This window comes from Rhizobium sp. Root708 (genome assembly GCF_001429725.1).
Lineage (GTDB): Bacteria > Pseudomonadota > Alphaproteobacteria > Rhizobiales > Rhizobiaceae > Rhizobium.
Window position 1 is genome coordinate 31275 of the sequence record NZ_LMHV01000014.1, and the last position, 14299, is coordinate 45573.

The following is a 14299-nucleotide window of genomic DNA, read 5'->3' on the forward strand; positions in this document are numbered from 1 at the left end:
AGTGATCTGAGAAGCTTACGCCTCGAACTGGCCGGCCTTGTACTGCGCGACCAGATTCCTGCATGCGCGCAACGTCAGGCCCATGACCGTCAGTGTCGTGCCGGCGACACCGCTTCCCGGGAAGGAGCTGGCATCGGTCACGATGACGTTCGGTGCGTCCCATACCTGGTTGTAGGGATTGAGAACCGAGTCGCCGCGCGTTGTGCCCATACGAGCCCCGCCCGTTTCGTGGATTGCGGCGCCCATGCACATCGTCTTGCGGAACCACTTGCGGAACATGAAGCGGCTGAATGGCGACGCGTCCGGAAATGCGCCGCTGCCCATCTCCTTCAAGCCGGTGGGGGAGCCGATAAACTCGAGCTCGCCACCGACATCCTTGATCATCGTGATCAGGGTTTCCTCTTGCTGCTGCAAGAGTGCATGTTCGTCCGCCTGCATCACGCAGCGGATATGCGGAGCCGGAATGTTCCAGGCGTCCTTTCGGCGCTGGTCGAGGGTGATCCTGTTGTCGGCGTAAGGCAGCATCCGACCGAAGCCGAAGAAGGCGAGGCGGGCGTCCGCGTTATTCGGGGTGGGGGAACGTCCGACACTGCCCTGATAGTCGAAATCACCGCGGCCGCGATCACCTTCACCGAAGCGCGGAATGAAGATCCCGCCTGATGGATTGTAGAATGGGTCGGTCGGTGCGGATTCATCCAGCGCCCAACCCTTCGCACCTGCGAAGGAACCGAAGGCAAGGCATGGAAGCTGGTCCATGAAATACCGCCCGAGCATATCAGCGCTGTTTCCAAGTCCGTTCGGGTGCTTGGCAGAGGCCGAGTTGAGCAGAAGCCGCACGCTTTCGATGGGAGAGGCAGCGACCACGACGGTTGCAGCCCGCGCTGTCGATACCGCGCCGGTGTTGCGGTCGATGTACTCGGCGCCGGTGGCATGACCGGTTTTCTCGTCAGTAACGATACGACGGACGATGGCGTCGTATTGAACGGTCAGGTGCCCGCTCGCAAGGGCTTCTCTCAGTGGCCGCGGTACGCGATCGGCATCCGGCGCGATGTAGCGCCACGAGACGACGCGCCGTTCCGGCCAGCGGCTCTCTACCGCACCCTTGAAGGTCTCTTCGGCAGGTGTCAGGCTCGCGGGCTTGGCATAGACGCCGTCCGGAAGCGTCGGGGCATTGTCCTTGTTGCCGTAGAGGCCGAGATAGGTTTCGACTTCATCGTAAAAGGGGGTCATTTCCTCATACGAGATCGGCCAGTCGACGCCCTTGCCGGTGCGCGAGCGGATCTTGAAGTCCTCGTCCGTCCAGCGCAGCAGCACGCGCCCGAAGCTGTGGAGGCGGCCGCCGCCCTGGCGGCCACGGATCCAGAGGAAAGGTTCGTTTCTCGGCGTCGTGTAGGGGTTCTTGCGGTCATTGACGAAGAAGCGGCTGAAGCGCTCGGTGAAGAATGCGGCGCGTGCCTGGATAGGTTGGCCCTTGATGGTGGCGCGTGCGCGCTCCCAGATGTTGATCGCGCTCGCCGGCGGCTTCTTGCGCGAAGGATCGAAATCCTTGGGTCCAACCGCCGGTCCGGCCTCGAGGAGCAGCACGGAGAGACCTTGGGCGGTCAGTTCCTTGACCGCGAAGGAGCCTGCCGCGCCGGAGCCAATCACCAGCGCATCATAAACTGTCTGAGACATGTCTTTCAAATCCTGCTTGAAGCAATTCCCCGGCACCGGGAGGCGCCTGAGGATCGTGAACACAACGGCTGGCTAGAGACGCGAGCCGTCGGCGCCGAAGAGCGACGCCTTGGTGATATCGAGGCCGGGGGCCATCGCGTCACCGGGTTGCAGCGAAACGTCGCCCATCAACCGAAGTGAAAGGCTCTGATTGTTCCAGTCGAACCAGATGACGGCGTCGGAACCCATGGGTTCGACGACCGAGACCTTGCCGGGAACGGTCGGCAGCCCGCTTGCCGCACCGTCCAGCACCAGATGTTCGGGCCGGAAGCCGAGCGTCGCCGGGCCTTCCGTCGGAGCGGCCGACTGGAAGGCATAGCCGGCGAGGCCGATGGACAGTCCGTTGCAGACGAACTGGGCCGTACCGTTGATCGTCTCGATCCGCCCTTCCATGAAGTTCATTGCGGGAGCGCCGATGAAGCCAGCGACGAATAGATTCGCGGGTCGATGGTAGATCTCTGCGGGCGAAGCCAGCTGCTGGATCACGCCGTCGCGCATGATGGCAATCCGGTCGGCAAGGGTCAGCGCCTCGACCTGATCGTGGGTCACGTAGATCATCGTGTTACCCAGGCTTTGATGCAGCTTCTTGATCTCGACGCGCAGTTCGTTTCGGAGCTTGGCGTCGAGGTTCGAAAGCGGCTCGTCGAAGAGGAAGACATCGACTTCACGCACGAGTGCGCGACCGATCGCGACGCGCTGACGCTGACCACCGGAAAGCTCGGCCGGACGACGGTCCAGCAGTTTGTCGAGATGGAGGAGCGCCGCCGTGCGGGCAACACGAGCCTCGACTTCAGGCTTGGGCAAACCGGCGACGCGCAGGCCGAAGGAAAGGTTCTTGCGCACAGACATGCGCGGATAAAGGGCGTAGGACTGGAACACCATTCCGATGCCGCGGTCCTTCGGTTCGTCCCAAGTCACGTTCTTGCCGGAAATCCAAATCTCGCCCGATGTGATGTCCTGGAGGCCGGCGATCGCGTTGAGGAGAGTGGACTTGCCGCAGCCCGAAGGGCCGAGCAGGACCAGAAATTCCTGCGGTGCGATGTCGATCGACATCTTCTCGATCACGGTATGGTCGCCGTAAGCGATCTGCAGGTCCTTGATGGAAACGGTTGATTGCATAGGAGAGGTCATCCCTTGACTGCGCCGGCGGCGATGCCGCGGACAAACCAGCGGCCGGACAGGAAATAGATCGCGAGCGGAACCACTGCGGTGAGAATGGTCGCTGCCATGTTTACGTTGTAATTGCGCTCGCCCATCGTCGTGTTGACGATGTTGTTGAGCTGAACAGTCATCGGCAGGTTGTCGCGCCCGGCAAAGACCAAACCGAGAAGGAAGTCGTTCCAGATGCCGGTGAATTGGAGCATGGAAACGACCACCACCATCGGCACTGCGATCGGCAACATGATCTCAAAGAAGATCCGCCAGAAGCCGGCTCCATCGACCCGCGCCGCCTTGCAGAGCTCTTCGGGAACGCTGACGAAGTAATTGCGGAACAGCAGGGTCACCAGGGGCAGGCCGAAGATGACGTGAACGATGATGATGCCGGCCAGCGAGTTGTAGAGCCCCACGGTCGCCATCGTGCGAACCATCGGATAGAGAAAAATCTGATAGGGAATGAGCCCGCCGGCCATGAGCAGGGCAAACAGGACGTTTGATCCGCGCGGGCGCCAGAGCGACAGCGCATAGCCGTTAATGGCGCCGATCAGGACCGAAAGAGCGACTGAAGGAACTGTTATCGCGACCGAGTTCCAGAAGCCGCTACGGATGCCGACGCAGACCGTTCCCATGCAGGCGCCGGACCAGGCGGTCACCCAGGCGGAGAAATCGAGCTTGGCGGGCAAGGCGAATATCTGCCCGAGCCGGATTTCGTCCATGGTCTTCAGCGAGGTGACGATCATGGTGTAGAGTGGCAGCGTGAAGAATAGCGCCGCCACGAAAAGGAAGAAGTAGAGCCCGATACGACCGGCGGTGATCTGGTTGGGCTTCGGGCCGTTTGGATGAGCGCTCGCCATCAGGATGCTCCCTTTGCCTTGCTACGCACATACATTGCGTAGCGGAACGGAGCGACCGCCATGATCACGCCGAGGACCAGAACCGTCGCACCCGCCGTGGCGAGACCGAGGTTCTGACGACCGAAAAGATTGTCCATGATGAACTTGGCCGGAACTTCCGTTGCGCTGCCCGGCCCGCCATTCGTCATGGCGACGACGATGTCGTAGGTCTTGATTACGCCCATCGCGAGAAGCATGCCGGCGGCGGCGAGCGCAGGCCCGAGCTGCGGCAGGATGATCGAAACGTAGATGCGCCAGACGGGAATGCCGTCGATCCGCGCAGCCTTCCATTGCTCGGCCTCGATGCCGCGCATGCCGGCAAGAGCGATGACCATGACGAGACCCGCCCCCTGCCAGACGCCGGCGAGCACCAGCGCGTAGATCGCCATGTCCCGGTTCACTACCCAGTCGAGCACGAAGCTCTCCCATCCGAGCGCACGCACGCTTGCCTGAATGCCGAGTGTCGGATTGAGCATCCACTGCCAGATCAGGCCGGTTACGACAAAGGACATGGCGTAGGGATAAAGGAAGATGGTGCGGAGAGCGCTCTCGAAGCGGATCTTTCGGTCGAGTGCTGCCGCGAGGAGGAAACCCAGCAAAAGACAGCCGCCGACGTAGAGAACACCGAAGATCAAAACATTGTGCAGCGAAGCGAGCCATTTGGCGGAGGCAAAGAGCTTCGTATATTGCGCAAAACCGACGTAGGTCGATGACGGAAAGATCGTCGAGTTGGTGAACGACAGGCGTATCGACCAAGCCATGGTGCCAATAAAGACCACCACCGCGACCAGCCATGTCGGCAGCAGCGCAAGGGTCGCAGAGAGATTGGACTTACGTTTCATAGGCATCGTGCGTTCTTGATGGAAAGAAAACGAGCGTCGCGTCGCCGGCAAGGCGCAACCACGGCAATGGCGCCGGACTTAATCCGGCGCCGTCTGCTGGGATCTTACTCGAAGATGGCGAAGAAGCTTTCGGCAGCAGCTGCCGCGTCGTAGGTGCCGCCGCTCCAGTATTCATCGACGAAGTCGTCGAGCTGTCCGACCTGCTGAGGCGTCAGCACAATGGCCTGATCCGGCACGATAGAACCGGCGCTCATCAGTTCGAGGCCCTTCTGCGCGCAAACATCGAGCTTCGTTTTGTCGACGTCCGAACGAGCAGGGACCGAACCCTTCTTCAGCGAAAACTCGACCTGGACAGCGGGATCCATCACCACTTCGGCAAGGAGTTTCTGCGCCTTGTCGGTTTCAGCCTTGCCGGTCTTGGGGAAGTAAAAGGAGTCAGCAATGTAGACCATGCCAGGCGATTCCGGGACGATCATGCAGCCGTAGTCCTTGCCGGGTTGCTTGCCGGCGACGGTAAACTCGCCTTTGGCCCAGTCACCCATGAACTGCACGCCGGCCTTGGCCGTGATCAGCATGGCGGTCGCGTCGTTCCAGTTGCGGCCGGCCGCACCGTCGTCGATATAAGTGTGCAGCTTGGCAAGGATCTCGAGGGTCTTCTTGACGCCGGCGACGGACGCTTCGCTCTTGTCCTTATCCACGTAGATCTTCTGGAAACCGTCGATCCCGACCTGGGAAAGAAGGACCATATTGAAGACCTTGGATTGCTGCCACGGCTGGCCGCCCCAGGCGACCGGCACGATGCCTGCCGCCTTCAACTTGTCGAGATCCGCGAAGAAGGCGTCCCAGGTCTTCGGCTCTTCGGTGATGCCGGCCTTTGCGAAGGCATCCTTGGAGTAGAACACCCAGCTTTCGCCATGCGCGCCGGTCGGGACGAGGTAGGGCTTGCCGTCGTAGGAAATGAGATCCTGGATCGATTTCGGCAGGACGTCGGCCCATTTGCCGCTGGCAGCCACGTCGTCAATCGGGTTGAACAATCCCTGGCTGACGAAATCGGCCGCCGCAAGACCGATGACGCCCTGCTTGGCGCCCGGAGGATCCCCGGCCACCACACGGTTCTGGAACGCTGCATCGGCGGCGCCGAAGCCTGCGATCGAGGAGTCCTTCCAGACGCCGCCACGCTTTTCAAACTCGGTCTTGATGACGTTGAGCGCTGCCGCCTCGCCGCCCGAGGTCCAGGACGAAAGAATTTCGATCGTCGGCTTGTCTTCGGCTTGCGCCTGCATTGAGAAACCGGCGAATGCCACGCCGGCCAGAAGGAGTTTCAGCATTGTCTTCATGGTTCCACCTCTTGAATATGCCCTCTTGGTGGGGCGCTGGTCGTCTTGGGAGTAGTTGTCAGCGATAGATCGGCAGCAGTGACTGCCGCACGAGCGTCAGGCCATTGGCGATGTCGCCAACCGGATCGGCTGCGGCGTCTAGTTCGAGAATTGCCCAGCCTTGATAGCCACGGTCGCGAAGCAATCTGGCCCAGGCCGGCCAATCGACCCGCCCCAGGCCGAAGCCGCAGAAGTATGGCCGGTGGCTGTCGTGGATATGCTCGTCGATCGGCGTGTCGGCGGGCATCGGGCCGAGCGCATCCTTCCAATGCGCGATGATGACACGCTCATGATGGCGGTCGACCAGCTGTACCGGATCCGACCCCGCAACGATGATATGGGCGGTATCCGGGCACATGTGCACATATGCGGGATCCGTGAGCATCATCATCAGATCGACGTCGCGCGCGGCAGCAAAGATCGAATGCGCTTCCGTGTGCAGCGCAAGCCGCACGCCGCGCGCATAAAGAACGGCGCCGAGCCGGTTCAGGAAATCGGCGATTACCTTTGCCCGGTCGAAGTCGAAGAACTGTACGGGCTGAGCGCCGAGCGTCTGGCGAAGCGGCGCGCCGATCACCATGATGTCGCTGCCGCAGGCCTTCAGGAAGTCGGCGTATTTCTCTGCCTTGGCGATCAGCGCGTCCTGCGCTTCCCGCTGGGTAAAATCGCCGGCAGCTTCGAGCTCAGCGAAAAAGCCGCTGCAGAGCGTAAGGCCGCGCTTCGACAATTCGCCGGCAAAGGCCTCCACGGAACCGTAGGTCTTGATCGCGTCCTGCCAGTTGAAGGGGGAGAAGGTCAGCTCGACGCCGGTGACACCTGATGCCTGAACGCTGTCGAGAATCTTGTCCCAAAAGGCGCGAGGCTGGGTCTTGGCGTGCTCTATGATGGCGTCATGGCTGTCGACACCCCAGAAACCGGGGTGAAAGAAAGTCACGAGGTCGACGCCGAAGCGGAGCCTTTCATTCGTCATAGCCAATCCAATCCTCCAGGCGTGACCCATCGCCTTGCGAAAGGAATGTTCCGCAATAAATAAGTCATACTTTTCAATGCATTACGTTATGGCAAACGTTTGCCATGACTAGATAATAGCCAAGCTGTTTTTTTACGCAAGCGTTTTTTGGCAAACGTTTGCTATGAATCGCGGCTTGCCCTAGAGTTGCAGGCAAATACCGCCGGGGAGGGAATGAAGAGACGTGAGCAAAAACAAGGATGTGCTCGGGGAGGAGCAGTCGGGGCCCCTCATGGCCGATGTGGCAAAACTTGCTGGTGTTGCGATTTCGGCGGTCAGCCGGGCGTTGGCAAATCCCGGTCGTGTGAATGAAAAGACGCGTCAGAAGATCGATGCGGCCGCCAAGCAACTGGGCTACACACCGAACGCCATGGCTCGGGGGTTGAGGGTCGGCAAATCGAACATCATCATGATCGTTTTGCCGGGCTCGCTCTATTATGGCGCCTCGCAGGTGATCCCGCAGGTCCTGCAGAGCATCAACAAGTCGCTGATACAGGGCGGCTACAACCTGATGATCGCCAACCTCGACCGCGACGAGGCGTCGGAGAGGCACATTCTCGATCTTGCGTTCGGCGGGACGGTGCGCGGCGCGATCATCCTGTCGTCGAAGCTGCCGGAGGTCGATGGAAGGTCGCTTGCCTCAGCCGGTCTACCGATCGTTTCCATGCTTCTCGACATGAGCGAGGCTGGCCTGCCGAGCGTCGTGACGAACGATCGCGAGGCGATCCGCGAGGCGACGAACGATTTGATCGCTCTCGGCCATCGCCGGTTTCTCTACCTCGCCGGACCACAGGAGAACTATCACGACGTCGAGCGTTTCGCTGGCGTTATCGAAGCGCTTCGGGGCGCCGGTCTGCCTGACAGTGTGGTGGTTCGATCCGGTGGCCGGCTGGACTATCAGCAGGGTTTCAATATCGGCCTGGAGGCGGCGGACGATTTCGCCGCGCTTGGCGATAAACCCACGGCCGTCATCGCAACCAGCGACGACATGGCCATCTCCTTCATGAGCCGCACGCAGGCCATGGGACTGAAAATTCCTGACGATCTCTCGATCGTGTCCTTCGACGGTTCGCCGGTTTGCGCCTTCTGCTCGCCGCCGCTCTCCACGATCGAACAACCAATGGAAGAGATGGGGCAAACTGCCGTTGCTCTGCTGCTGGCCGCGATCGATCGGACGGACCAACCCCGGCAGCTTCGAAACGTCATCCGTAGCCGGCTCATCGTGCGTGAAAGCATGACGACGCCAAAGGGCTGATGTGATCTGGGGATCGCGTCGTGTAGCGTGGCGACGAACAGCGAGTAGAAATCGCCGCCGAAGTCGTGGCAAAGATAGTCGCGAGTCCCACGATGGTTCGAACGATGACGAAACCAAGCTATCAGGATATCGCCCGGCTCGCGGGTGTTGGCACTGCGACGGTCGAGCGCGTATTGAACGGGCGTGGCGGCGTTCGGGCCGAGCTGATCGAGAAAGTCGCCGTTGCCGCGCGTGTGCTGAACTATCCTCGCGTCCTGCCCGAAACGCATCGAGGTCTTATCCGGATCGAAGTGCTGATGGTGCGGCCGGAGACGACGTTCTACCGGCGGCTTGCTAACGCCTTCGAGGCGATCTCGGCGACGCTCGACCCGTTGGTGATCGTTCATCGCAGCTTTGCCGATGAGCGGAATGCGGCGGAGATCGCCGCTCGCATCCTCAAGTCGAGATCGTCTCGCTCTGCCCTGATACTCGCGGTCCCCAATAGCCCCGCGATCAATGCGGCCGTGGAGGCCGTCTCCAAGCAGGGCCTTCCGGTGGTTCATGTGGTGACTCGTGCATCGGAGACGACAGGCGATTTCGTCGGTATCGACAATTACGCCGCCGGCCGTACAGCCGCTCACTTCATTGCACGAATGGCCCGCCGAAGCGGACCCGTCGTTGCTCTCTGCCATCCGATCTATCAGGTCCATCGCGATCGCATTCGCGGCTTCTCCGATTATTTCCTGGAGCATTCGGGCGACGTGGGGTTCGAATGGCTGGCCTTCACGCGCGACGAGGAGCATTACAGTGCGGAGTCGCTGTCGGAGGCGCTCGCCAAATATCCGAATCTCGTTGGCCTCTATAACGCCGGCGGCGCAAATTCGGCGCTGATCAATGTGCTTCGCCGCCACCCCGGATTTCGCGATCTCTTGTATATCGGCCACGAATTAACCGACTACACGCGTTCCGCCTTGCGGGATGGCATCATGGATGTCGTGCTCGACCAGGCGCCGGAAGCGCAGGCGCAGCGCGCCCTCGATCTGGTCCTGCATCGCATCGGCCTGACGAAGATAAAACCCGATCCCAACCACATCCGGTTCATCACGATCACCGCCGAGGGGCTTTGATCTAATTTGATCAACTAAGGCTTCGGCGTTTCGGCCATCCTCCTGCTACTTTGAATGCAGGGAGGAGATGCCGGCAGGTCCCTATGGGACTGGCCGGAACCGAGTGCGCCATGCGCTCTCTCCTTCACGTCGAAAACCTTGTGTGGGCGCAGGCTGACGAAGCGCCCGGAGGAGAGCGCAATGGACGATCTGAAGTATGGAGTGCGCAACAAGCGCGGAGATTGGACGCCGAACAAGCCGGTCGAATATGCGCCGCTTTTTCAGTTTCCGACCCGGTTCATGGCGATCCTGAAGTGGCTGCCGCACTACTTCTTCCCATGGAACGTGATCTTCGCGATTTCGGCCGTTGCCTATTGGGTATGGGTCATTCCGTCGGTCGAGACGATGCAAACGATCGGCGCCGGCTGGGTGGCGTGGCTGTATGGCGTGAATGCGGTATGTGTCTTCCTGTTTTACGGGGCGTTCGAACTCCATCTCTATGTTTTGAAGCGCCAGGAAAACCGCTTCAAATATAACGGCAAGTTTCCGGCCGAACAGAAAAGCAAGGCGTTCTGGTTCGAAAGCCAGAACCTCGACAATATCCTGAGGACTTTTCTCTCAGGCGTGACGATCTGGACGGCGCTCGAGGTTGGGATGCTGTGGGCCTACGCCAATGGCTATGCGCCCTGGCTGAGCTTTGCCGAAAACCCATGGACGCTCGCCGTTGTCGCGCTCGTGGTGCCTGTCATTCACGAGTTCCATTTCTTCTGCGTGCACCGGCTCATCCACACGCCGTTTCTCTACAAGTGGGTCCACTCGGTTCACCACAACTCGGTCAACCCTTCGCCGTGGTCGTCGCTGTCGATGCATCCCGTCGAGCACCTTCTGTACTTCGGCACGGTCTTCTACCATCTGATCCTGCCGTCCAATCCGATCATCATGCTCTACCAGCTTCATTATGCGGGATTTGGTGCCATCCCCGGCCACGTCGGTTTCGACAAGGTCGAGGTGGGCGACGAGAAGCTGGTGGATAGCCACGCCTATGCTCATTACCTGCACCACAAGTATTTCGAGGTGAACTACGGCGATGCCCTGATCCCCCTCGATCGCTGGTTCGGCACATGGCACGACGGCTCCCCCGAAGGCGACACTCACATGCAGGAACGTTACAAGAAGCGGAAGGAAAAGCTTGCCGCCAAGAAGGCTCGCTCGGAAGCACAGGAGGTCGCACGATGAACTGGATCCCAGCCTGCAGCCTCGACGACATCGAACAGGAAGGCGCCATGCGCTTCGACCATGAGGGACGCACCTACGCGATCTACCGCGCACCCGATGACAGCGTCTATTGCACAGCGGGTCTCTGCACCCACGAAGCGATCCATCTTGCGGATGGCCTCGTGATGGATTTCGAGGTCGAATGTCCCAAGCATTCCGGCGCGTTCGACTACCGAACGGGCGAGGCGCTCAGACTTCCTGCCTGCGAAAACCTGAAGACTTATCCGGTCGAAGTCATCGACGGAGAAGTCCGCGTGGCCCTCGCCTAAACCCCCACCACAGACACAGCGATTGACATGAACCGGGCCCCCCGCGGGGCCTCCGGATGCAACTTGGGCGGCCCGGCGCTCAATTGGGAGGATGACATGAAATCAGTTTACGTTGGCGCCTTGGCGGCGCTCCTGATGGCCGGCACTGCATCGGCCGAGACGATCGGTGTCTCGATGCAGAGCTTCGACAACAACTTCCAGACATTGTTGCGCGAAGGGCTGCAGTCCAGAGCCACCGAAGTGGATGGCGTCAAGATACAGGTCGAGGACGCGCAAACCGACATCTCCAAGCAGATCAACCAGGTGAACAACTTCATTGCTGCTGGCGTCGATGCGATCGTCGTGACCTTGGCCGACGCTTCCGCTGCACCGGGTATCAGTGCCGCGGCGCAGAAGGCGAACATTCCGCTAGTCTACCTCAATCTCGAACCCGGCAATGTCGCGCAGCTCCCCGAGAAGCAAGCCTATGTCGGATCGAAGGAAACCGATTCCGGCAAGCTCGCGGCCGAGGCGACCTGCGATCTCTTGACGGCGAAGAAGAAGGAAGGGAACGCCCAGGTCTATATCCTGATGGGGGACCTTGCTCATCAGGCATCGCGCGATCGGACTTCGTCGTTCAAGGAAACGCTGGCTAGTGGTGCCTGCAAGGGCGCGGCGATTGCCGACGAGCAATCCGCGGTATGGCAGCGAACCAACGCCATGGACCTGACGACGAACTGGATCACGAGCGGCCGGCCGATCGATGTCGTCTTCGCGAACAATGACGAGATGGCACTCGGCGCAATTCAAGCGATGAAGGCCGCCGGCACATCGATGGACGACGTCATCGTCGTCGGCATCGACGCGACGCAGGACGCCTTGGCTGCCATGGCGGCCGGTGATCTCGACGCGACCGTGTTCCAGAACGCCAAGGCTCAGTCCGCAAGCGCGCTTGATGCCGCCGTGGCGCTGGCCCGCGGGCAGAAGGTCGAGAAGCAGGTCATGGTGCCCTTCGAGCTCGTCACGCCGAAAAACATGAACCAGTACGCAAGCCGAAACTGATGGCTCGCTGGCGTATTGCCGGGCGATGCGCCAGCCCAACTCTCGGGTGGAACGAAGATGGACGATATCGTTATTGTCGGGGCAGGAGAGTGCGGTACGCGGGCGGCTTTCGCATTGCGCGAGACCGGTTACACGGGCGCTATCACCTTGGTCGGGGCCGAGTCTCATCTGCCTTACGAGCGGCCGCCTTTGTCCAAGCCGATGGACGGCACCGTGCGGATGAAGGCAATTTGTGGATCCGACGCGATTGCGAGCGCCGGGATAGATTATCTGCAGGGCGCGGTGGCGGCCGGGCTCGACCCATCCCTGCGAACCGTCTCGCTGAATGACGGTCGTACGCTTCCCTATCAAAAGCTTCTGCTCGCGACCGGCGCGCGTCCCAGGCGGCTGACATGCACGGGCGCCGAATATGCGCTCGACTTCAGGACCTATGGCGATGCGACCGAAATCTTCCTTCGCGCGGCCTCTGCGAAAAGCGTCGCGATCATTGGTGGCGGCTTGATCGGCATGGAGCTTGCTGCCGTGCTGCGGGCGAAAGGCATAACCGTCACCATCATCGAGGCCGCACCAAAGCCGCTCGGAAGAGCAGTGCCGGTGCGTTTTGCGGGAAGCCTACATGCAACGCACGTCGCTCAAGGCGTGGAGTTCCGCCTTGGCGTCGGCGTGGCGGAGATCACCCGCACCGGCGTTCTGCTGGCTGACGGAACAGAGGTGCCTGCCGATCTCGTCATCGCGGCCATCGGCGTGACGGCGGATTGCGCGCTTGCGGAAGCAGCAGCGCTTGTGACGGGTAACGGCATCCACACTGATGTGTGCTTGCGCACCAGCGACCGCGATATTTTTGCAGCCGGCGACTGCGCCGCCGTGGTGCAGCCGGGCGGTGGCCACGTTCGGTTCGAAAGCTGGCGGAACGCACGAGCACAAGGGGAGACGGCGGCAAGAAACATGATCGGGCATACAAAGCCTTTCGATGCCATCCCGTGGTTCTGGTCCGATCAGTATGACCTCAGCCTGCAGGTGGTCGGCTTGCCCCGGCCCGAGCATCAGGCAATCGTCCGTACCTCGCCTGACGGCGAGCTGGAGTTTTATCTGGATGGCGGGCGTCTTGTTGCGGCAGCGGGGCTCGGGCCCGGCAACAGTCTCGCCAAGGATATCAAGCTGGCTGAGATGCTGGTCGCCGCTGGAGTGGTTCCGGAGCCGGAGGCGCTTGCTGATCCAACCGTAAACCTCAAGGCTGTTCTCAAGAGCGCTCGCGCGGAAGCAGCGGCCTGACAGCTGCACATTGGCACATGGACGGCGACTCATCCTCAAGTTGCCGGTCCGGGAGGGAGGTGGCTTCATGGCTCCTCCCTCCCCAATTTCTGGATCAACGAGCGTCCCGCAATGTATAAGACGTCCTGCACTCCAACCATTTTCTCGAGGCTCGAATGCAAAGCTTGAACGTTTTCCAGTCGCTGTGGGCAATGGAGCTGCGCAGCGCGGTTCGGCCCGAACCAAGGCTCGAAGAGAATGTTGAACGCATCGCGAAGGCTGGCTTTGACGGCGTCAGTGCCCATTGGTACGACCGGGCCTATGTCAGGCGGTTGACTGTCCTACTTGCCGAGCATGGGTTGAAGGCCGAGGGGCAGTGCTTCCCGAAAACCGTCGATGATCTGAAGCCAGCACTCGAAAACGCCGTTGAGTTCGGCGTTGCCCATCTCTGCCTTCAGCCGGATGTGCGGTTCCGCCGTGTCGAGGATTGCCTTCCGTTGCTTGAGGGATGGCAGCGGCTTGGCGAGGAGGCGAAGGTGCCTGTCTATATCGAGACGCACCGCGACCGCATGACCACCGATCTCTTCTTTACGCTCGACCTGATGGACCGGATGCCGGAACTCAAGCTGCTGGCCGACCTCTCGCATTTCCTCGTCGGACGGGAATTCGCGGTCCCCGTTTCGGGCGAGAACCATGCGTTGATGCATCGCATCCTCGATAGCGCCTGGGCCTTCCATGGCCGCGTGGCCTCTCGAGAGCAGGTGCAGATCGAAATCGCTTTTGCGCACCACAAGCCTTGGCTGGACCTATTCATGGGCTGGTGGGAGTACGGGCTGAGAAGTTGGCAGCGCCGCGCCGGACCGGACGACGCCGTCTCCTTCGTCTGCGAGCTGGGGCCAAAGCCCTACGCGATCACGGGACCGGATGGAGAGGATACCACCGATCGCTGGCAGGAGGCACTCCGCCTGAAAGACGAGGTACGAGCACTTTGGAAACGAATTGCTCCCGAAGATAAAATCAAGACAAGCGATTGAGGAGAATTCGAAGATGGACGTTCGCGCCGCCGTTGCCGTTCAGGCAGGAAAACCGCTCGAGGTCATGACCGTACAGCTCGAAGGCCCGAAGGCCGGCG

The 14299-nt window shown here is 60.8% G+C and carries 13 protein-coding genes and 1 pseudogene; 8 read left to right on the forward strand and 6 right to left on the reverse strand.

What is annotated here, in order from left to right:
• Positions 1–15: 15 nt before the first annotated feature.
• From ASE04_RS13140 to ASE04_RS13165, 6 genes are all read right to left on the reverse strand, one after another.
• Positions 16–1674 carry a GMC oxidoreductase gene (locus ASE04_RS13140; RefSeq protein ID WP_056817884.1) on the reverse strand — a complete coding sequence of 553 codons (1659 nt, stop codon included), beginning with the start codon at positions 1672–1674 and terminating at the stop codon, positions 16–18.
• Between the two features lie 72 nt (positions 1675–1746).
• Entirely contained in the window at positions 1747–2832 is a 1086-nt protein-coding gene (locus tag ASE04_RS13145; RefSeq protein WP_056817887.1) for an ABC transporter ATP-binding protein, read from the reverse strand.
• Positions 2833–2840: 8 nt separating this feature from the next.
• Positions 2841–3725: a carbohydrate ABC transporter permease gene (locus ASE04_RS13150; protein ID WP_056817889.1), complete on the reverse strand. Its 885-nt coding sequence runs from the start codon at positions 3723–3725 to the stop codon at positions 2841–2843.
• Complete coding sequence (locus ASE04_RS13155) at positions 3725–4612, reverse strand: carbohydrate ABC transporter permease (RefSeq protein ID WP_056817891.1); 888 nt, start codon at positions 4610–4612, stop codon at positions 3725–3727. Before ASE04_RS13155 ends, ASE04_RS13150 begins: the two co-directional genes overlap by 1 nt.
• Positions 4613–4710: 98 nt before the next feature.
• Positions 4711–5943, reverse strand: coding sequence for an ABC transporter substrate-binding protein (locus ASE04_RS13160; RefSeq protein WP_056817893.1), 1233 nt, complete (start codon positions 5941–5943; stop codon positions 4711–4713).
• A gap of 58 nt (positions 5944–6001) precedes the next feature.
• Complete coding sequence (locus tag ASE04_RS13165; RefSeq protein WP_056817895.1) at positions 6002–6952, reverse strand: sugar phosphate isomerase/epimerase family protein; 951 nt, start codon at positions 6950–6952, stop codon at positions 6002–6004.
• Positions 6953–7175: 223 nt separating this feature from the next.
• On the opposite strand from ASE04_RS13165, the gene ASE04_RS13170 reads away from it, so the two are divergent.
• From ASE04_RS13170 to ASE04_RS30970, 8 genes and pseudogenes are all read left to right on the forward strand, one after another.
• Positions 7176–8246 carry a LacI family DNA-binding transcriptional regulator gene (locus tag ASE04_RS13170; RefSeq protein WP_056817897.1) on the forward strand — a complete coding sequence of 357 codons (1071 nt, stop codon included), beginning with the start codon at positions 7176–7178 and terminating at the stop codon, positions 8244–8246.
• 104 nt (positions 8247–8350) lie between these two features.
• Complete coding sequence (locus ASE04_RS13175; RefSeq protein WP_056817918.1) at positions 8351–9352, forward strand: LacI family DNA-binding transcriptional regulator; 1002 nt, start codon at positions 8351–8353, stop codon at positions 9350–9352.
• Positions 9353–9532: 180 nt separating this feature from the next.
• Positions 9533–10567, forward strand: a complete 1035-nt coding sequence (locus tag ASE04_RS13180; RefSeq protein WP_056817899.1) for a sterol desaturase family protein — start codon at positions 9533–9535, stop codon at positions 10565–10567.
• Positions 10564–10875, forward strand: coding sequence for a MocE family 2Fe-2S type ferredoxin (locus ASE04_RS13185; RefSeq protein WP_056817901.1), 312 nt, complete (start codon positions 10564–10566; stop codon positions 10873–10875). Before ASE04_RS13180 ends, ASE04_RS13185 begins: the two co-directional genes overlap by 4 nt.
• A 96-nt stretch (positions 10876–10971) precedes the next feature.
• Complete coding sequence (locus tag ASE04_RS13190; protein ID WP_056817904.1) at positions 10972–11916, forward strand: substrate-binding domain-containing protein; 945 nt, start codon at positions 10972–10974, stop codon at positions 11914–11916.
• Positions 11917–11973: 57 nt separating this feature from the next.
• Positions 11974–13188: an NAD(P)/FAD-dependent oxidoreductase gene (locus ASE04_RS13195; protein ID WP_056817906.1), complete on the forward strand. Its 1215-nt coding sequence runs from the start codon at positions 11974–11976 to the stop codon at positions 13186–13188.
• Positions 13189–13343: 155 nt separating this feature from the next.
• Positions 13344–14201: a sugar phosphate isomerase/epimerase family protein gene (locus tag ASE04_RS13200; RefSeq protein ID WP_056817907.1), complete on the forward strand. Its 858-nt coding sequence runs from the start codon at positions 13344–13346 to the stop codon at positions 14199–14201.
• A gap of 13 nt (positions 14202–14214) precedes the next feature.
• A pseudogene (locus ASE04_RS30970) lies at positions 14215–14299 on the forward strand (GNAT family N-acetyltransferase); the annotation flags it as partial.